This is a genomic window from Paenibacillus sp. 01T422, assembly GCF_056398785.1.
Window position 1 is genome coordinate 1 of record NZ_JBFTQB010000091.1, and the last position, 19572, is coordinate 19572.

The 19572-nt window shown below is 47.9% G+C and carries 23 protein-coding genes and 1 pseudogene; 21 read left to right on the forward strand and 3 right to left on the reverse strand.

The features are described from left to right. The 3 genes and pseudogenes from AC1DUA_RS07335 to AC1DUA_RS07345 all read left to right on the forward strand — a co-directional run. A pseudogene (locus AC1DUA_RS07335) lies at positions 1 to 241 on the forward strand (hypothetical protein); the annotation flags it as partial. Between the two features lie 48 nt (positions 242 to 289). Further along, complete coding sequence (locus AC1DUA_RS07340) at positions 290 to 682, forward strand: hypothetical protein (protein ID WP_477499105.1); 393 nt, start codon at positions 290 to 292, stop codon at positions 680 to 682. 13 nt (positions 683 to 695) lie between these two features. Continuing rightward, entirely contained in the window at positions 696 to 899 is a 204-nt protein-coding gene (locus tag AC1DUA_RS07345) for a hypothetical protein (RefSeq protein WP_477499106.1), read from the forward strand. A gap of 15 nt (positions 900 to 914) precedes the next feature. Here AC1DUA_RS07345 and AC1DUA_RS07350 read toward each other — a convergent pair whose 3' ends face one another. Both AC1DUA_RS07350 and cysC read right to left on the reverse strand, forming a co-directional pair. Then, positions 915 to 2222 carry a glycosyltransferase family 2 protein gene (locus AC1DUA_RS07350; RefSeq protein ID WP_477499107.1) on the reverse strand — a complete coding sequence of 436 codons (1308 nt, stop codon included), beginning with the start codon at positions 2220 to 2222 and terminating at the stop codon, positions 915 to 917. Positions 2223 to 2361: 139 nt separating this feature from the next. Then, on the reverse strand, positions 2362 to 2982 hold the full coding sequence (gene cysC / locus AC1DUA_RS07355; protein ID WP_477499108.1) for an adenylyl-sulfate kinase: 621 nt from the start codon (positions 2980 to 2982) through the stop codon (positions 2362 to 2364). Between the two features lie 204 nt (positions 2983 to 3186). Between cysC and AC1DUA_RS07360 the strand changes: the two genes are divergently transcribed. From AC1DUA_RS07360 to AC1DUA_RS07430, 15 genes are all read left to right on the forward strand, one after another. Continuing rightward, entirely contained in the window at positions 3187 to 3477 is a 291-nt protein-coding gene (locus tag AC1DUA_RS07360; RefSeq protein WP_477499109.1) for a hypothetical protein, read from the forward strand. 23 nt (positions 3478 to 3500) lie between these two features. Beyond that, positions 3501 to 3851 carry an alpha-helical endospore appendage domain-containing protein gene (locus AC1DUA_RS07365; RefSeq protein ID WP_477499110.1) on the forward strand — a complete coding sequence of 117 codons (351 nt, stop codon included), beginning with the start codon at positions 3501 to 3503 and terminating at the stop codon, positions 3849 to 3851. 68 nt (positions 3852 to 3919) lie between these two features. Beyond that, positions 3920 to 4153 (forward strand): hypothetical protein, encoded by a 234-nt coding sequence (locus tag AC1DUA_RS07370; RefSeq protein ID WP_477499111.1) that lies wholly within the window; start codon positions 3920 to 3922, stop codon positions 4151 to 4153. Between the two features lie 325 nt (positions 4154 to 4478). Further along, on the forward strand, positions 4479 to 5288 hold the full coding sequence (locus tag AC1DUA_RS07375) for a glycosyltransferase family 2 protein (protein ID WP_477499112.1): 810 nt from the start codon (positions 4479 to 4481) through the stop codon (positions 5286 to 5288). Between the two features lie 5 nt (positions 5289 to 5293). After that, complete coding sequence (locus AC1DUA_RS07380) at positions 5294 to 6388, forward strand: glycosyltransferase family 2 protein (protein ID WP_477499113.1); 1095 nt, start codon at positions 5294 to 5296, stop codon at positions 6386 to 6388. Next, positions 6385 to 7113 (forward strand): glycosyltransferase family 2 protein, encoded by a 729-nt coding sequence (locus AC1DUA_RS07385; protein ID WP_477499114.1) that lies wholly within the window; start codon positions 6385 to 6387, stop codon positions 7111 to 7113. The genes AC1DUA_RS07380 and AC1DUA_RS07385 overlap by 4 nt, the downstream gene beginning before the upstream one ends. Positions 7114 to 7141: 28 nt before the next feature. Next, positions 7142 to 7903, forward strand: a complete 762-nt coding sequence (locus tag AC1DUA_RS07390) for a sugar phosphate nucleotidyltransferase (protein WP_477499115.1) — start codon at positions 7142 to 7144, stop codon at positions 7901 to 7903. Further along, positions 7900 to 8694 (forward strand): FAD-dependent oxidoreductase, encoded by a 795-nt coding sequence (locus tag AC1DUA_RS07395; protein WP_477499116.1) that lies wholly within the window; start codon positions 7900 to 7902, stop codon positions 8692 to 8694. Before AC1DUA_RS07390 ends, AC1DUA_RS07395 begins: the two co-directional genes overlap by 4 nt. Further along, complete coding sequence (gene rfbC / locus AC1DUA_RS07400) at positions 8691 to 9257, forward strand: dTDP-4-dehydrorhamnose 3,5-epimerase (RefSeq protein ID WP_477499117.1); 567 nt, start codon at positions 8691 to 8693, stop codon at positions 9255 to 9257. The genes AC1DUA_RS07395 and rfbC overlap by 4 nt, the downstream gene beginning before the upstream one ends. Then, entirely contained in the window at positions 9254 to 10294 is a 1041-nt protein-coding gene (locus tag AC1DUA_RS07405; protein WP_477499118.1) for an NAD-dependent epimerase/dehydratase family protein, read from the forward strand. The genes rfbC and AC1DUA_RS07405 overlap by 4 nt, the downstream gene beginning before the upstream one ends. Further along, positions 10294 to 11190 carry a dTDP-4-dehydrorhamnose reductase gene (gene rfbD / locus AC1DUA_RS07410; RefSeq protein ID WP_477499119.1) on the forward strand — a complete coding sequence of 299 codons (897 nt, stop codon included), beginning with the start codon at positions 10294 to 10296 and terminating at the stop codon, positions 11188 to 11190. The genes AC1DUA_RS07405 and rfbD overlap by 1 nt, the downstream gene beginning before the upstream one ends. Further along, positions 11187 to 12398: a CgeB family protein gene (locus AC1DUA_RS07415; RefSeq protein ID WP_477499120.1), complete on the forward strand. Its 1212-nt coding sequence runs from the start codon at positions 11187 to 11189 to the stop codon at positions 12396 to 12398. The genes rfbD and AC1DUA_RS07415 overlap by 4 nt, the downstream gene beginning before the upstream one ends. Positions 12399 to 12402: 4 nt before the next feature. Then, positions 12403 to 13434 (forward strand): GT-D fold domain-containing protein, encoded by a 1032-nt coding sequence (locus tag AC1DUA_RS07420; protein WP_477499121.1) that lies wholly within the window; start codon positions 12403 to 12405, stop codon positions 13432 to 13434. Then, positions 13431 to 14858, forward strand: a complete 1428-nt coding sequence (locus tag AC1DUA_RS07425) for a glycosyltransferase family 2 protein (protein WP_477499122.1) — start codon at positions 13431 to 13433, stop codon at positions 14856 to 14858. The genes AC1DUA_RS07420 and AC1DUA_RS07425 overlap by 4 nt, the downstream gene beginning before the upstream one ends. A gap of 15 nt (positions 14859 to 14873) precedes the next feature. Beyond that, positions 14874 to 15107 (forward strand): hypothetical protein, encoded by a 234-nt coding sequence (locus tag AC1DUA_RS07430; protein WP_477499123.1) that lies wholly within the window; start codon positions 14874 to 14876, stop codon positions 15105 to 15107. 88 nt (positions 15108 to 15195) lie between these two features. Here the strand turns inward: AC1DUA_RS07430 and AC1DUA_RS07435 are convergent, their stop codons facing one another. Continuing rightward, complete coding sequence (locus AC1DUA_RS07435) at positions 15196 to 16185, reverse strand: beta-ketoacyl-ACP synthase 3 (protein ID WP_477499124.1); 990 nt, start codon at positions 16183 to 16185, stop codon at positions 15196 to 15198. Positions 16186 to 16381: 196 nt separating this feature from the next. On the opposite strand from AC1DUA_RS07435, the gene AC1DUA_RS07440 reads away from it, so the two are divergent. The 3 genes from AC1DUA_RS07440 to AC1DUA_RS07450 form a co-directional block, all read left to right on the forward strand. Then, entirely contained in the window at positions 16382 to 17725 is a 1344-nt protein-coding gene (locus AC1DUA_RS07440) for a spore germination protein (RefSeq protein ID WP_477499125.1), read from the forward strand. Continuing rightward, positions 17722 to 18786: a GerAB/ArcD/ProY family transporter gene (locus AC1DUA_RS07445; protein WP_477499126.1), complete on the forward strand. Its 1065-nt coding sequence runs from the start codon at positions 17722 to 17724 to the stop codon at positions 18784 to 18786. Before AC1DUA_RS07440 ends, AC1DUA_RS07445 begins: the two co-directional genes overlap by 4 nt. Further along, positions 18783 to 19572: Ger(x)C family spore germination protein (locus AC1DUA_RS07450; RefSeq protein ID WP_477499127.1), on the forward strand; the 790-nt coding region annotated here is incomplete at its 3' end. The genes AC1DUA_RS07445 and AC1DUA_RS07450, both read left to right, overlap by 4 nt.

Sequence of the window (19572 nt, forward strand, 5' to 3'; positions counted from 1 at the left end):
TTGCATGGAAGAGATGAGAGATTTATTGAAGGAGTATTGGGATACGGAAGTTGAGCTGTTCACATCGAGTGGAGCAGGTTCCGGGGGAGAGCCGCCAAACCGGATCGGAATGGTTGAGAAAATTGGGAAAACGACCCTAACCCTTCGTCCAACAACGGGGAACGACATGGATCAAATTGTTATTTTCTCGATTTGCCATATCATCGGTTTTAGACCATATGTACCAGTTGAAGCTCCATAACAGAAGGTTCTACTTGACCATCAACCCTTTAGAAGGAGGCAATATTAAATGGATATTGTAGTAATTATAGCCGGAGTCAGTTATTCTACGAACCGTTCAATTATTAGTGCTTTTGACGCTACGATGAATTTCCCAGGACTTGAAGTAGGTGTGAAAGTAACACCCGTGCTTGCAGCATTAATGGAAGCTGGATTCAGCTTAGTGGATTATGATGGTAACGGTAACGTTGCTACGTTCTTTCTAATACGTGATCAGGTTATTACGGTTTGTAATCCGTTAAGTGCAGTCGAGGGACGCTTAAATACACAGGTTACCATTCAAACAGCCGCAGGCATAGAGAGCGGTACATTAATTCTTATTGGTTCCAATGTCCTTGAGATTCTTGAGCCGTCAGGAGATATTCTCCTTATCCCAACTTTCAGCATTGMATCAGTGATATAAGGAGGAGAAACGAATGTCATTAGCAGACTTACTGGCGAGTTTTATCGGTAGAACGATTGAAGTTTACTTTATGAGCAATCCGCCTCTTATTGGCGAATTAATTTCGGTTGATGATTGTATTATTAGGGTGCAGATGAACAACACATATTACTATAGTCCGCCGGTAATAGTGGCCATCATGATGGATCAGGTTGATTTTATTCGCATAGTAGCGTAACCGGAAGGGAGGGGATCACATAGATGGCCGTGTATCTCCTCCGTCCCCCCGTGGGAGTTCGGCTTGCTCTTTCATCCACTTCATCCAGCCGGCATATTTCTCGGCATGTTGATGCGTAATGCTGGACTTGCGAATTCTCCGATGGTAGAGAGGTTCTGGGAGATGCATGAATTGATGGGAGTTCGACAAGCGGATAATGATTTCAAAATCCTCGTATAACCTGCCCCCGTAAGGAGCATTAATCATCCAGCCATGGATGCTGTGAAGGGTCTCAACCCGATAACATCGAGGAGCTATCGGAAGAGCTCCAGCAAGAAGAGCCTCAGCGTTGAATTCAGCAGGTGTCTTGCGTATCCCCCCGAGAATAAGCTGTTTCCGTGCTCCTTCGGTCCATTCATAATAATCACCATACAAAAGTGAAATATCCGGTGCTGCCGTTTCGGCTGTGTTAAGCAAAATCCGGACAGCTTCTGGAGGCAGCCAGTCATCTGCGTCTAGCTCCAGCAGCCAAGGGGCTTCTGCTACCGATAAGGCCATATTCAAACAATGCGATTTGCCATAATTAGACGGGTTGATATACATACGAATGCGCGGATCTGTGGGTAAGGAAGCCAGTTTCATCTGTGTGTTGTCGCTGGAGCCGTCATCCATAATGATCAGTTCCCAATCAGGCTTGCTTTGTGCAATCACGCTTCGAATCGCCCAGAGGAGATAGTCGGCATTATTAAAAGTACAGATTACGATACTTATGGCGGGAGTTGGCTTTATTTTTGATAGGAGAGCGGTTGACCCTGCTTCCAGGATGGGACTGACTAGGTCCCACTCTTCCTGTGCCTTATGCCATTTGGGATAATGCTTAGCCTGTGGCTGCCACTCTTTACTTTGGATGGTCGGCCACAACCAGTCTCGCTGTAAGTGAAACAGGTTGTCGTGAAGCAAATAGGTTTCAAAGGGCAGTTCATCTTTTTCCAGGAAAAAGGGACGGCCACTGGATCGCACAGCGTTTGTTCTCCAGACAAGAGGAGGGGAAGGAAGATTGTGCAGGGTGACTGCTGCCCCGCGTTCATAGACAATGCCAGCACAGTGCTCAGGCAGCACTGCAAGCTGGTTGGAAAGCTCGGAGACAAAGCTGCTGCTCAGCAAGTCTCCTGCATGCAGGGTCACAAAAAAGGGTTGCTCATAAGCACGTAGATGATCGTTCAAGGCTGCTGCGTCGTGATCCTGTACACGCAGAACGGACCAATTCGGAGCGATATGCGAAAGATTGGCTATTGTAGCATCGGTGTGAGCTTTGTTGGACGATCCTAGCACATAAACCAGCATAGGCGAATAATTCCCCCCGATCAGCAGCAGGTTTATTGCATTCTATGCGGATGGTGGGGGTGTGGTTCTACTGCGGGCAAGCTCGCACTAAGAATAGTTGAGCCCATTCATAGGGACTTGTCCCGGGCAGGCTACTTGCTTAAAGCGTAAAACTCGATTGTGGCGCAATCACTTTATGCATAATGAGATAGTCATAGATTTGAGAGGTAGATGTTTGTAAGGATTGCTGATTGGATGATATGACGATTTCGGGCCTGCATGGCTGCTCATAAGGTGCTGAAATTCCCGTAAAATTAGGAATAACACCTGCCCGAGCTTTCATATAGAGACCTTTCGGATCTCGTTTCTCGCATATTTGCAGCGGACAATCGATGAAGATCTCGATAAATTCCCCAGCAGCGAATAAAGATCGCGCTAGTTCCCGATCCGCACGGTAGGGCGAAATGAGAGCGACAAGTATAATCATACCTGCGTCGACAAGCAGTTTGGCCGCTTCGGCCGTCCTGCGGATGTTTTCACTGCGATCATTTGGAGAAAAACCAAGGTTGCCGTTTAAACCATGCCGAAGATTGTCTCCATCCAATACATAAGAGCGTATGTTTTGAGTGAAAAGCAATCGTTCCATTTCGTAAGCAATCGAAGATTTGCCTGAGCCGGACAGCCCTGTGAGCCATAGCACACAGCTTTTGTGGGAATTCAGGTGGTGCCGCTCGCTCCTGGAAACGTTGGAAGGCTGCCACTGAATGTGTTTATCGGACAAAAGGTTCCCCTCCTCAGCTTGTATTTCTATATGTATATGCTAGAGGAGAATGTGAGGTTCTGGTCTGCAATCCTTATAGGAATCCCAACCTACTAGATGAAGAACTAGATTTTGAAAAATTGGATGATTGGGGTGTATTCCCACTTCAACCTATGCCGCATATGCTAAATGGGAAAGCCTAAGCGCACGAGGAGGGAAATAAACATGCAGGATCAGATTACTTCGATTCTGGAGCATATGGCGAAGTCGCAGCACGAGTTGGCACGCACGCTGGAAGCCAAACGCGAGGTGATTGCACATATGGCGAAGATGGTTAGTGAAATTCCTGACCAACATCCTTCCTTCGGAGAAATTGAAGCATTAATGGAACATTCCCTGAGCATCACGAAAGGGATAACCAGCTATTTAAACAGCCTCGCTGAATTAGAGGATGCCATCGCGGATAATCTTTCGCCAATTGTGAAGGCCATGAAAGAACAGCCCGGTGATGAATAAATGAGGGGCAGGGAGTGGAGACATTGAGCAGAACGGACAGTTACTTATCTTACCTGGATGCTACCGCCAAAATTCAATATAATGTAGCACTCATTCTTGAAGCTAAGGCGCTGCATGCCGAGAAGTCGCGCAATTGGATATGCCAGCACTTGTCTACAGCGGCATATGAAAGCAATGCCGAGCATGTGAAACAAGCGGTGGATATCCATGAACAGCTCATCGAGGTCATCGACGGAATTACCAAGATGGAGGTAGCCTTCGCCAAAAACTTGGGCATTCTCATAGCGGAAGAGGATAATTCCAGCCTTGGCGGCAGTGCTGGTGGCGGTTTTGGCGATTTGTTCGGAGGTTCAGGCCTCGATTTTAGCAAATGAAGATCAATGAAAGAGAACAGCAGATTAAGCTGGATATACTAGAATCTCTCGCAAGGAGTCAGCGGGCCTTGGCCCGAATCATTGAGAGTGTCGCCGATTCGGTAGAGAGCTCGCCGCAGCTAGCTGGCCAAATCGCTGGCAATCTGGCATCTATCGTGGGTTATCAACGGATTCTGGCAAAGAAAATCATAGGATTGCCTATTCGTGTGAAACAACAAGGAACCCCAAGACAGCCGTGGATGAACGCGAATACCGGCATTCTTCAAGGTAAGCGCAAGCCCCACTCTTCTTCGAAGGAATAGAAGAGGATGGGGCTTTTTTTACATAATCCAACAAGTGACCCTGATCTGATTATTACTATAAGCGCTTTCATCAAAACCGTAGTAGTCATTCGCCAATTTCTAGCCAAGCTAGGTAAGCGCATATGAATCTGTCCCAAGGCAGTCATACTATAGAAGCAGGTCGAACGTACATGATCCAGTTGCCTCGATGAGAAGGCGATCTGTGATAGATGTCCTATTTTGAGCTAGAGATGATACGGGCTTAAACGTATGCCGTGTCCATCGGGATGGATAAACATACAATGGGAACGAAAACGAATGCACATCACAGTGGGAGGGTGTGGACATGAAACAGCGTGGGCAGCGAAAGTTGTTAGTACCCAGGAGGAGAACGAGGCCTGTTTTCAAGCCCATTTCAAATCATGATTCGCCAAAAGTATCTGTCGTCATCCCAGCAATGAACGAAAGCAAGACAATCGCGTCCGTCATTCGTCAAGCCCGATTGGTGCATCCAGCTACAGAAGTCATTGTGGTCGTCAATGGCTCCTACGATGAGACAGAGCGAATCGCCCGCCAGATGKGGGCACGGGTTATTTCATTCAAGGAATCGCTAGGTCATGATGTCCCCCGAGGCATTGGCGCAAGTCATGCGAAAGGGAGCACCATCCTGTTCATTGATGCGGATATGGTGATTGCAGCCAAAGATTTGCGGCCCTTCGTGCAAGCGGTGGATCGTGGGGTTGATGTCGCGCTAAACAGCTACTCGGGCAAAACAGAGAAGGTGGATGTACATCCTGTTGTGCTAGCCAAACACGCGCTTAACGTCGCACTCTCCCGGCCTGACTTGCGAGGAGCTTCGATGACGACAATCCCGCACGCGATTAGCCGTAAAGCGCTGAACGAGATCCATGCTGCTAATCTAGCCGTGCCGCCACTCGCTCAAACGATAGCATGTGTTAAGGGACTCACGCTCCACAAGGTATATAACGTCAATGTGGGTCGGACGAATCCTCGAAAACGAAGAAAATTTAAGGTGGACCCGCTGCAAAATCTTATTCTTGGAGATCACCTCGAAGCCCTGAATTGGCTGCATGAACAGACGAATGAGCGTGGTCAGCTAACGGATTTAACAAGGGACCGAACCTTTGTGGGGTGAAGCTGTTGAATAAACTAGTGAAGAAGCGTGTGAAGCAAAGGCCAAAAGTGAGAACCGTCATCCCCGTACGCCGTATGCGCAGGGCCTCCAGACCAACCAGAACGATGGCGGTGTCTTTGGTAGCGTTAAGGAGAAGAGTACACGCAATTGGTGCTCGTTATGCTACGGACCACCCTTTGATAGAAGGGATGGACCCAAGCTCGTACATCAACTCCCTCTGGTATTCCTTCTATACATCCAGGGAGATTGGAACTATTTCGGCGGGGCAGTATCCTCATGTCTCCCGGGCGTTCCTTGAGGGCTATAGCGAGAAGCAGGGGATTCCGAACCCAGATCTCGTACTTGTTCCGACAAGGCAATCCATAGCAGCAGTCATTACGGTATCTAATGAAGAAAAGACGATTGCGCGCGTGTTGAACGCGTTGGAAAGGATGCCGATTAAGGAAATCATTGTCGTTATTAATGGCTCAACGGACAACAGCGTTCATATCGCCAAGCAGTGCCCTCGGGCAACGATCGTTCATTATCCGAATCTTGTTGGTCATGATGTGGGCAGGTCTATTGGCGCCAAGCTCACCTCAGCAGACATGGTGTTGTTCTTGGATGGCGATATCCCGGTTCAGGCCGAAGAGTTCCTGCCTTTCATTCGAGCTATTGACCAAGGATGGGATATTGCTTTGAACGATATCTCCCCCTATATCGGCCTCTTCATGCATCGCGATGGCGTCTCTATGGTGAAACAATTCGTGAACCGTGTCCAAGGCCGATCAGAGCTGGGTGCCAACTCCATGACGGCAATTCCCCACATGCTTTCCCGCAAAGCGCTCCAGGTTATCGGCAGTGCAGCGTTAATGGTACCTCCTAAAGCGCAGGCGAAGGCAATCCGTTATGGATTGCGTATTTGTGCACCGACAAGCATTGATGTTGTCACTGCCAACAAACCTACCCGCTTGAACACCGGGACCACGAATCCGGTTTCTAATCTGATTGTAGGCGATCATCTGGAAGCACTCCATATGCTGCTTCATGAACAGGGTAGAAGACTTGAGTTTAAGGATGTTCTTCGGACGCGAACAGCTCTGGCGGGGGGATCCATATGAATAGCACAAGTATCATCATCCCATCTTTTAACGAAAGACAACTGCTTCTGGATTGTATTTATTCCATCAGAGAGCATACACGAATCCCCTATGAAATTATTGTGGTTGACAATGCTTCTACCGACGGGACACTGGATGATTTGATTCGTGAGCAGATTCCCTTCGTGTCCTTCTCCGAGAACAGAGGTTTTCCTGCAGCCTGTAATGCTGGCATGAAGCTGGCTAGGGGCAGCTCCGTGCTTTTGCTGAACAATGACGTCCTCCTTACGCCAAATTGGTTGGACCACATGCTCACTTGTCTGTATCACCGAAATGATATTGGGATCGTAGGTCCGATGACCAACTATGCCAGCGGTATCCAACAAATGAAAGAACCTTACACGAATATGTCGGATATGATCCTCAAGTACAATGTGGGAAATAAAGGGAAATACATGGAAGTTAAGCGCCTGATCGGCTTCTGCTTCTTATTCAAACGAGAAGTGATGGAAAGAATCGGTTACCTGGATGAACAGTTCAGTCCCGGTCATTACGAAGATGACGATTACTGCTATCGCGCAAGGAAAGCCGGCTACAAGCTGATGCTGACCGAGGACACTTTTATCTTCCATCATGGCAGCGCCAGTTTCGGCAAGAAAAGCGAAAGCCAGCTGCAAGCCATTGTGGAACGTTCGCGCAAGCTCTTTATAGAAAAATGGGGCGTCGATCCCCAAGCATTTTTTTGAGAAAGCAAGAGGAAAGGATGTCGTTGCTATGAAGGGAGTCATTCTAGCAGGGGGAACTGGCACACGCCTGCGACCCTTGACGAAAATGATTAACAAACATCTTCTACCCGTCGGTAAATATCCTATGATTTATTATGGGATTGAGAAGCTGAGAGCAGCGGGAATCACCGATATCCTTCTGATCACGGGGAAGCACTCCGTTTCTCTCTACACAGATTTCTTGGGTAGTGGGAGGGAGTGGGGCGTTAACATTTCCTACAAAATACAGGAAGAGGCTGGCGGCATTGCTGATGCTCTGGAGCTTGCAGAAAACTTCGTGCATCCAGGCGAGAAGCTGCTTGTGCTGCTTGGCGATAACCTGTTCGAGGATTCGCTGACTGGGTATGTGAAGCAGTTTGAAGCTCAGTCAGAAGGAGCCAAGGTGTTTCTGAAGGAAGTGGAGGACGCTAGACGGTACGGGGTTCCGGTCATGGAAGGCGAGCTGATCAAGCGGATTGAAGAGAAGCCCGAGCATCCGCAATCCTCGTATTGCGTCACAGGCATTTATTTGTATGATGCTACCGTATTCGACTTGATTAAGACGGTGGAGCCTTCTGCGCGTGGCGAGATGGAGATTACCGATGTGAATAACTTATATGCGACGCAAGGCAAGCTCAGCTATCACGTGCTGACAGGGTGGTGGATCGATGCCGGCACATTTCCCTCTTGGTTTGAAGCATCAGATAAGCTACGCTCGTATTCGAATATTGAGCCAGAAGCACCTAAGTCGGGCGCCGGTGATGACAAGTGAGGAAGTACGATTACATCATCATCGGAGCGGGGATTATTGGCTTGACGATTGCCCGTGAGTTGAAGAAAAGAGAGCCGGGAGTGTCCATTTGCATACTGGAAAAAGAGTCCGATGTGGCTGCCCATGCGAGTGGACGCAACAGCGGGGTCCTGCACGCCGGCTTCTATTATTCAGCCAACAGCCTGAAAGCGAAATTCACGAAAGATGGCAACCAGGCTATGCGAGCTTACTGTAAGCTTAATGGCCTGCAGCTGAATGAATGCGGCAAGCTAGTCGTCGCCAAAGATGAAACCTATCCCGTTCCTAATTTGAAAAATCCTTTTCTCGGGGTTCATTATACCAAAACAGTGGATGGCAGCATTAAGATCGGGCCTACGGCGATGCCGGCTTTTTGGCGGGAAAATTACCAAGGACTGCAGGGTTTCAACCTGAAGGAGTTCCTGCAAATTGTCGGCTTTGAGCTGAAGCTGTTTATCACAAATTCGTTTCACTTTAGGCGCTTGGCCTTTCAGGAGATGCGCAAGTACATCAAATCTTATTTCGTCGGGCTAGGGATGGGGATGGTAAGGGAAATTGACCCCAAGGGCTTCGGACATTTTCTAAGACCGGGTATTAGAGCGCAGCTGCTCAATGTCGAGACCTTGGAGCTTGTTCAAGACTTTGTGATCGAAGGTGATAAACGCTCGATGCATGTACTCAATGCGGTCTCACCGGCATTTACGTGTTCAATGCCTTTTGCCGCTTATGTCGTGGATCATATTATGAAACAACGAGGAGGAGCCCTTTCATGAAAGTGATTTCGACCAAGCTGCCGGGGGTCTTGGTGCTCGAACCGAAAGTGCATGGTGATCATCGCGGTTTTTTTATGGAAAGCTACAACCAACAAACGTTGGCTGGGGAGGGCATTCACTATGCCTTTATTCAAGATAATCAATCCCTCTCGGTAGAAGCGGGCGTTCTTCGAGGTCTGCACTACCAATTGGCGCCGAAAGCGCTAACGAAGCTCGTTCGAGTCGTATCCGGAGCCGTCTATGACGTCGTAGTCGATATCCGCAAAGGCTCCCCAACCTACGGACAGTGGATCGGCGTAATTCTAAGCGCGGAAAACAAACGGCAAATCTTAGTTCCGAAGGGCTTTGCCCATGGCGCATGCACCTTGGTACCTAACACGCAGCTGCTGTATAAGGTGGATGATTATTATTCGCCTGAGCATGACCGGGGCATTGCGTGGAATGATCCTGACCTCAGTATCGAATGGCCTGTGTCGAATCCAATCTTGTCTGATAAGGATCGTCAGCAGCCTTCTCTTGCGCAGGCGGACAATAACTTTGTTTATGGAGGGGACTTATCATGAAAACCATTATGGTTACGGGAGCAGGCGGCTACATCGGCAGTGTGCTGGTACCGAAATTGCTGGATAAAGGCTATGCCGTGAAGGCAGTTGACCGCTTTTTCTTCGGCATCGATAAGCTCCCGCAGCATCCGAATCTGGTAACGATCAAGGAGGACTCCCGCCGTCTGAAGGAGGAAGCCTTTGCTGACGTCTATGCCGTCATTGACTTAGTGGCGATCTCCAACGATCCGAGCGGTGAATTGTTTCAGGAAGCTACGCACCAAATTAATCATATTTCCCGTGTGAGCACGGCACATAAAGCGAAGAAACTTGGCGTGAAACGATACATTCTTCCTTCTTCCTGCAGCTTATACGGCTTTCAGGCGCCAGACGTGATTGTCGATGAAATTTCTCCAACGAATCCGCTAACGACGTATGCCAAAGCAAACGAAATGGCGGAACACGGCGTGCTTCCATTAGCCGATGCTGCATTCACCGTCGTTGTCATTCGGCAGGCCACCGTCTACGGACACTCCCCCCACATTCGCTTCGATTTGGCCATTAATGGCATGGCATTAGGCGCTTATCAGAAAGGCGTTATCCCCTTAATGAGAGATGGTTCTCAGTGGAGACCTTTCGTTCATGTTCAGGACACAACGGATGTTATGTGTTTGCTGCTGGAAGCTGATCCGAAGATCATCAATGGTGAAATATACAACGTTGGTTCCGACAGCAACAATTATCAGCTCGGTAATTTGGCACAAGAAATCACCGAAGTCATTCCGAAGCCTGTAACGATTGCTTGGTATGGAGCGCCTGATCACCGTTCGTATCGCGTCAGTTTTGACAAAGTCGAGAAAGCCCTAGGTTGGCAGGGCAAATGGACAGCTGCGCAAGGAGCATTAGAGATATATAACGCTCTGGCTGCAGGCGAAGTGCCAAGCATGGATCAAACGATTACGCTGGACTGGTACAGCGAGCTTATCAAATGGCACAAGATTATTAAGGATGCCACGCTGTATGGCGGTATTTTGGACATACAAGGATCGAGCGAGTAATGAAACGCATTGCGCTGCTAGGCGCCAAAGGTCAATTAGGCTCTGATATCCATCGGGTATTGAAAGAGAACAGCGAGTTCGAGGTCGTCCCGGTTACGAGGGATATGCTGGATGTGGAGAATACAGAAACGATTATCCCTATTCTTGAAAAGCTTGGCCGCATTGACGTGCTCATTAACTGCACGGCGTTCCATAACACCGAGCAGTGTGAAGCCGATCCGCTGAAAGCCCTCCGCATTAACTCCATCGCCGTTCTGCGTATGGCGGCTTATTGCAAACAGAATGGTACGCTGTTCATTCATTTCAGCACGGATTACGTATTTGACGGCAGCAAGCAAGCGCCATATACGGAAGAAGATCAAGTGAGCCCTCTGAATGCTTATGGCAGCAGCAAAGCAGCAGGAGAGGAAGCCATTGCTGCTTACTTGGATACCTACTTTATTTTTCGCGTATCCTCGTTGTTTGGCGAAGCTGGGGCCAGCGGGAAGGGCGGCAATTTTGTAGAGACAATGATTCGACTTTCGAAGCAAGGGAATCCCATTTCGGTTGTTCAGGATGTCATCATGTCTCCGACGCATACACAAGATGTCGCTGATACCGTGCGGGCCTTCCTCGAACAAGAGATAACAGCGTACGGTGTGTATCACTGCTCTGGCGAAGGCGCCTGCAGCTGGTATGACTTGGCGGTTCAAACGTTCGCGTATTGCGGCATCACCTGCGAGACCATACCGATTATGACCAGCGCGTATGCCGCCAAAGTGCGCAGACCGTTATACAGTGTGCTGGACAACAACAAATTGAATCGTATTTATCCGATGAGAAGCTGGCAAAGTGCCTTGGAGCATTATTTGCAGCGCAAAGGATATGTCATGATCCGTGGAGGTGAGATGGAATGAGCGCATTAAGAGCCGTGAGAGCGAAGAAATTGCCGCTCAGATCGCTGAAAAATCAGCGCAAACGTGTGCGCAAAGCAGTGAAAGTGAAGAAACAACCGGCCCCCCTGTCTCGCTACCAGGATGAATGGAGAATGGGGAGTAACCAGGGGTATGGAAAAGGCTGGTCACATGGTTTTCACATGGGACGCTGCCAAAGCTTGATGCGGGACATTCCGCAGGAGCGTGGCATTCTCTGGGATTTGAAGGTGATGTTCGTTAGGGCTAACGGGCTGCCTTATACAGCGATGGATGAAGGGATTGAAGGAAGTCTGCGAGATATGGTGAGAGAAGTCATTGTCGTCAATCCTGCAGATCCTCTTGTTCAAATTGCGGCGGAGACAAGACCTGATCTTGTACTCGTGCTAGATGCAATTGGGCAATCATTGCCGGGAGATGTGGTGCAAGCGATTCGTGCGCATGGCATTCGCACGGCGATCTGGCTGCCGGATGATCCGTATCACTCGGATCAATCGACCGGGCTCGTCCCGCATTTTGATTATGTATTCACACTAGAGAAGAGCTGTGTTGAGCCTTATAAGCTACTTGGCTGCCAGAATGTGCACTATTTGCCGTTCGGCATTAATCCTGATTCGGTTAAGCTGGACTATGTACCTACGAATTTCCACAAAGATATTTGTTTCATTGGCACGGCTTTCTGGAATAGAGTCGCATTCATTGACGAAATGGCCGATTATCTGAAAGACAAGGATGTCATGATTAACGGCTACTGGTGGGATCGGCTAAGCTCCTACGACAAGCTGTCCTCTAAAATTCAAGGCTACTGGTTGAGCCCGCAAGATACGATGAAGTACTACCATGGGGCCAAAATCGTGATCAATCTTCACCGGGCTACCGATGACAAATCCCATAACAGCAACAGCCGACAAATCCCCGCTTTCTCGCCTAATCCACGGCTTTTTGATATTACAGCTTCCGGAACTTTGCAGTTAACGGATGTCCGTGATGAACTGACGAACTTCTATAAGCCTGGGGAAGAACTCGACACCTTCAGTTCCCCGCAGGAGCTTATCCAGAAAATTGAGTACTATTTAACACATGAAGAAGAACGGCAGCATATCGCTTTGCGAGGATTGGCGCGGACGCTGAAGGATCACACGTATCGCAAACGATTGAATGAATTGTTAACGATAACGAACAAAGGCGGGTGAACGTATGTTGCCCATAAAAAAGAAACAAAGCGCCAAGAAGCTTGGGAAAGTGATTTCCTTCCGAAGAAGCAAGCTTTCTCGCAAGCGCAAAGGGGTGTTCTCTTCTCTCCGTAAAAAGAAGAAACGGCGGAGACTTACCGTGGTGCCTCTGCGCCAGGTCATGCCGGTTGAGGCCGTGACTGTCTACGATCAGGGCTATAATGCGGGGCATGACAGAGGCTTTGATAAAGGCTACCGGGATGGTAAGCATGACGGGGGCGATGCGATTGTTGATCGTTTGCTGCCAGACTACCAGATCCTGCCCGAAATCACGATTGAGCAGATTGTTGCTGCTGGCGTAGAACATTTGCGACCGCATATTCTTCACTTGCTTACCGCAAGGGAACTGGGTGATCGAATTATCGCTGCACTTGACGCTAGAGCGCCATTTTCTCTCGTGCGATTAGGAGATGGGGAGCTGCTGACCCTAGCACAGGAGACGATTTTGTCCGTTGAACAGATTAGACAAGACGGTGAGTTCCTCCCTTACGCGGGGGTGGAAGTACCAGATCTGGCAATTAAAGAAGAACTGGTGCAAGCGATTGTCGGCGCTAGCGTTGTAGGCATTCCGAAGCTGCGGGTACGCAATTTCCAACCGCTCGCGTTCGCGGTGTTTAAAGCTGAACAGATTGACTACCATGAGCTTACTTTGACGGATTCACTGGTGAATTACTATGTGTATCACGAGGGTTACCTGTCGCGCATTACACAAGGCAGAAGGGTACTGCTGGTCGGTAATTTGGCGCCGCATCTAGCAGAAGTGCTCCGCGCGCATGGCGTGAATATTGTTGGCGAGATTACGCCGGTCTATGGCGTGAAGGATATCCCGCACATCAAGGAAAACATTGCCGGCTACGATTTTGATATCGCCCTTGTTTCCGCAGGGATATCGGCTGTCATTATTTCTGAATGGATTGCGTCGAGTATGGGGAAAGTAGCGATCGACTTCGGGCATTTGTCGGATTCTATCGTGAAAGGGGAGGCTCCTTACCGATGAGAACAACTAAGCGGCGTGTCCAAAAGTCCATGGGCAAACCACGCAGGTTTCGTAAGCTTGGCAAATTAGGCAAGATAGGGAAGGTTGCGTCATCCCAAGCAGGAAGCTATAATCGCGGCTACAATGAAGGTTTTAACCTAGCCTATGATGGTGCTCACGATCATGCTTTCCAGCTTGGCTGGGATGCAGGGATAACCCCTTCAAAGTTTCAGGGAACGAGCATCATCATCGTTACAACGAATGATCAGCGCCAGCATCTCCAGAATTGCATCGATAGCATTTACGAATATACGCCGGAGCCCTTCGAAATCATCGTCATCGACAATGCCTCAACCGATGATACAGCGGAGTACCTGAAATCCCTGACGGGAAAAATTCGGTACCGGATCTTCACATCCAATCTCGGCTTTGCCGGTGGGACGAATCAAGGACTACGGATGGCGCGCGGATCCAACCTGCTGTTTTTGAACAATGATACGATTGTGACTAAGAATTGGCTGAAAAATATGCTAACTTGCCTAAATAGTAATGAGAAATTCGGGCTTGTAGGTCCGATGACGAATTACATTAGCGGAGATCAGCTGCTCCAGACGAATTATTCCTCCACAGAGGAAATGCACCATTTCGCTGCCAGCTTTAACCAGTCGAGCGCTGCCAAATGGCATGTGGCCACGAGATTAACAGGCTTCTGCGTCCTTATGCGGCGCGAGGTTTTCGAGCGGCTAGGGTATCTGGACGAAGGGTTTGAGATTGGAAATTGTGAGGATGACGATTTCGGCTTCCGTACGCGGATGATGGGATTAGAGCTCGTGATTGCCAAGGACACCTTCATTCATCACGTCGGAAGTGTCTCTATCAAAGCGCTGGGTGAACGCCGTTTTGAAGAAGTGTATGCCAGAAATCTGGAGTTTTACGCGCGAAAATGGGGAGACACCCACAGCCTGCTGCATGAAGTTCAGCAAAAGCTGGGTAACAGCCGTGCAGCGATGATGGACTTCTATCCGAGCCATACCGTTGTTCGAGGGGTAACACCGGAGCTCTATTGGATTGAGAACGGTCACCGCCACCTCATTGAAGGGGAGTCTCATCACTTGACGGCTACTCGCGTCTCGCAAGTAGATCTGCGGAGCTGGCCGAAGGGGCATTCTCTATCGCAACAAGATGTGCAGAACAAGCTTGCTGCGCTGGCACATGGAGTTTATGTTGATGGGCACTTGCAAGAAGGTGCGCTCGCGCGGACTGAAGATAATGCCGTCTATCAAGTCAAAAACGGCAAGCTGCAGYGCTTCATTAATGAGTGGCCGCTGCGTTATTGGAATTTGGATCTGCGTCACCAAACGATCATCAGCTGGGATGACTTGCATCAGTTTGCGCCAGCATTGCCAATTATTGCCCCTGCCATTATCGCGGCGAATAATGTTTAAAGGAGTGAGGAATCTATGAAAGTGAAGTCATCTGTACGCAGAAAAGCGAAAGGTAAACTTCTCAGGAAAGCGAAGCCGGTTCGTGGCAAGAAAGTGCTCCTAAGAAAAAGAAATCGCCCTGCCAAAGCGCTCCTTACACATAGAGGAGGCTTCGATAAGGGCTTTGATAATGGATACGATAGAGGGTATATGGATGGGTTTCACAAAGGCTTTGAACAAGGCTTCGACCATCAATATTCAGCCTCTTAAGCAAGGGGCGGCAGCTTATATGGTTTACTTCGAATGCTGCCGCCTCCTTTGTTTAGCTAATACGGAGGCCCTCCTCCAACACGCCAGCTCATCCCCAGCGTACAATAATTCCAGCGTGCGTAAGTCCCCCGCCAAAACCATATAGCAGGAGCGTATCGCCTGCCCGCACACTGCCATCTTTTACGCCTAAATCAAGCGCCAAAGGAATCGAGGCCGCAGAGGTATTGCCGTAATACTCAAGGCTGTATAGCGCCTTCTCAAAAGGAATTTCGCTCTTTTCACAAATGGATTGGATGATCCGCAGGTTAGCGCTATGCGGGATGAACCAATCAATCGCAGAATGAGGCAGTCCGCTCTTGGTTAGCAATTGCTCAATACCTTCCGGTACTGTTGATACCGCAAATTTATACACCTCGCGGCCGTTTTGGACAAGTTTCCCTCCGCCAGTGAGCGGTATGTCCTGCCATTGTTCGGACAGGCCGGTGCGATAAACATGCTTGCCTCCGGAACCGTCGGAGCCAACATGATGGGCCAGGAATGCCGGGTGCTCATCCTCGCGTTCCACAACCACGGCGCCGGCGCCGTCGCCGAACAGAATGCAGGTCGACCGGTCGGTATAGTCGGTGATTTTGGACATCGAGTCTCCGCCGACGACAAGTACCTTGCGGTGCAAACCAGCCGCGACTAGTCCGCTTGCGGTATGGACGGCATAGGCAAACCCTGCGCAGGTGGCATTAAGATCGTAGGCGCCGACAGCAGGGAGGCCGAAATGAGCCTGAATCATACAAGCTACTGGCGTCGAAGGCAGATCTGGCGTATGCGTAGTGACGATGATCAGCTCCACATCGCTCAGCGACTCCGGATATCTGTCAAGCATGTTTTGGACGGCTGCTATACATAAATGGCTAGTGAATTCGTCCGCAGCGGCAATTCTGCGTTCCCGCATGCCGGTGCGCTGTACGATCCATTCATCGTTTGTTTCCACCATAGTTTCAAGGTCGGAGTTGCTTAAAATATGCGAAGGCACGTAGCTGCCTATTGCTGAAATACGGGCGTTCAGGGGGTTTGAGACAGGCATGTGAAGCTCGCTCCTTTTATCATCAAGTATTAGTACCAGGTACTAATTATAATTAAACTTTACTTGAAAATGTGGTTGCTGTCAATGTGTTGTTTGCTCAATTATTTCGATTTGACCTTGAAAATTCGGAGTAATTACAACACAAATGGAGGATATTAATTGGAGAGGAAATTACATGTAAAAGGCGAGATGAGAGATGAACACCTCGACAAGGGAAGCAAAACTAGCTTATATCGATCAAGTTTTTGAGCTTAATTCTGATTTTGTAAATAGGGAAGCCCATATTTATCAAGATCAAGTCCAAGTATGCTATTTGGGGACTCTGGTTCACTATGAGCAAACATATGACACCTTAATAACAAGATTGTCGCATTTACATGGCATGGATAGCCCGATCGACCAAATTGCGTTATCCCCTTCAACGCGGGTGAATGTCACTTTAACCGAGCTTGTGACCGCCATATTAGAAGGTATGTTGATTATTTTCCCCCAAGAAGGTTACGACAACATCGTGATGGAGCCCTCTTCGGTCAACAGCAGTCGAAGTATTGTGGAAGCCCAAACGGAGAATCCGATTCAGACTTCACTAGATGCTTTTACGGAAGACATGTATGTAAACATAAGTCTCCTTCGCAGAAAAATGAGAATCAAAAACTTACATATTCAGAACTACACCCTTGGTGCTGAACTCCCTCGTGAAGTAGCTGTCCTATATGTGGAAGGGCAAGCCGATCCGAAGGTCGTTCAACTCATCGATACCTATTTGAATGAAAACGCCATGATGGATGTTTCTGATGTTCAAGGACTACTCAAAGCGCTCAAACAGCCTAGCTACAGTCTTGTTCCTACTTACACAACTTCTGAGCTTCCTGCCACTACCAAACACAATTTGATGGAAGGTCGAGTGGTGGTCCTATTGGATCATTTTCCGTTCTCACTTTCGTTTCCCTCGATTATATCGGACTTTTGGGATGTGAAAACGGATAAAGATCAGCCTAAACTATATATGTATTTATACAAGATTATTCGTATCGCAAGTTTAATTATCGCCATTACACTGCCAGGATTATATGTGGTTCTCAATTCTGTCAACCCCGAACTATTGCGTATTCAGCTGGCTGTATCGATCACAAGCTCCAGGGAGGGCGTTCCTTATCCTGTTCTCGTGGAATTGTTGATGATGCTGTTCATCATTGAAATGGTCATAGAAGCGAGCATTCGTCTTCCCAAAAGTATTGGTCCAACCATTACGATGGTTGGAGGTATTATCCTGGGTCAGGCAGTCGTATCAGCCAGGTTAGTCAGTTACTTTCTTATTATTGTCGTAGCCGGCTCGACTATCGCGCATTTTACGATGGGCACATATATGAACACAGTTTCCATTCGGTTGTACAAGTACGTCGTAATCTTGTTTTGTGCTTTGTATGGCATACTTGGCCTTATGTCGTCCATTGTCTTGTTTTGCTTTTACCTTGGCACGATTACAACGTTTGAGGTGCCCTATTTGAGCCTCTCAGCCAAAAAAGGGAGATCCAAATGAGCAATAGAGCCCTATTAACGATGTTCGTAGTCGTCCATCTCTCGTTGTATTTTTATATCTATCCTGTAAAAATGATTGAAGCAACGTCCTCAGGGCATTGGGAGCCTATTATTGTTGGTTTTCTTATTGAATTGTGTTGTGTATGGGTATATGTGAAGGGGCTTTCTGCTTTTCCAGGAAAGGACATTGTTGATATATGTAAAGCAGTAGTGGGGAAATGGCTTGCTTTTCTTATGCTTATTCCTTTGCTGTGCTACTTTTTTCTGAGTTCCAACATTACTCACAGCTTTGAGATGGCATCGATCAGCATCCTTCTGCTGCCTAATACGCCAACGTATTTCATTTTATTTCTTTATATTATTCCCCTTTATATTGCATGGAAAGGCTACGAAGCCATTTCACGTGGGGGGATCTTAGTATTTATTTGTGTGCTTCCGTTAGTTGTTTTCTCGTTGATAAGCTCGATGAGTAATTTTGACTTCGATAACATCTTTCCCATCTATGATACTCGGTTGAGTTTCTTCAAGAAGCCGATGTTTTATTCTGCTTTTTTTGCACATGCGGGATTCTTGTTCTTAGGTTTTGTTAAGCTGAAAAATAAATTTCCAATGCGTCAATCCGCTCCTGTTTTAGGGATACTTCTTATTTTTGCTTTATGTTCTGTCTATGTGCCCATGCTCATTTTTGGTCAGGAATCGATTATCTATTTTCGCTTTCCGAATGTATTGACATCAGATACGGTTGACAGTGAGTGGATTGTATTTGACTGGCTCCCTACATTCTTTGTCATTGCGATGATCGCGATTGCGATGGTTGAAGCAGCAGTGAGTTTCTGGATGATGGCAACTTTGATTGAGAAGCTATTTATGAAGAAGAAGAGGAGAGGGATAGCTGTTATCATCGTTGCCGTGCCCTCTTATTTCTTCAGCTTATATTTGGACAATATCGATACATTGGCGCAATTTACTCACGTGAGTACCTACCTTTGCTTTTACAGCATTATTGGTATACCGCTTGCCGTCATTCTCATGAGTTTGAGGTATAGGAGGAAACCTGCTTGATCCATCGCTCATTCATATCGGTCATACTGTTGCTTTGCACCTTAAGCGCGCTCCTTACAGGCTGTTGGGACACCAAAGATATTAATAAGCGACTCATGCCCGTGGTTATGGGAATTTGCAAGGACAAAAATCAGGATTACCGAATTATCTTGCAAATCCCTAGTCCTGAACAGCAAGGGTCTCAGTATATGGAGAGCAGCTCCGCGACAATTACCAATGCCATTGACAACATTCGAACAAAAGCAGAAAAAAGTGTCGACCTTCTACATATCCGTTTGTTTCTTGTCTGTGAAAAAACGGCAAAAGAGAATTTAGGGGATATCATCGATTACGCGGTGCAGGCAAACGATATCTCCATAAAAGGGTTGCTGGCGATTGTTAGAGGGAACTTCGACGAAGTTATCCATCATCATATAAAAGCGAATCCAGAGCTTTCTTCTTACGATTTTTTCAGTGAGCAGTCTGGCTGGACGCCCGAAACTACGATCATACGCCTATGGGAAGCCTATCGGAATATAAAGTCTTATACACAAGATATGACAGTTCCGATTCTCAAAAAAGGAACGGACACGCTGTATCAATTTGAAGGAGCAGCCATCATCCGTGTAGATAAAATGGTAGGTGAAACTTCTACGGAAGAAGTACTGATTTACAATATTTTTCAAGAAAAATATACGGGCGGCACGATTGAGATCACCGATCAAAGCAGTGTTAAGATTAAAAGAGCAAGCATCAAACATGCCATCGCTTGGACGGCATCAGGGCCTCAATTAAAGAGTCGTATTC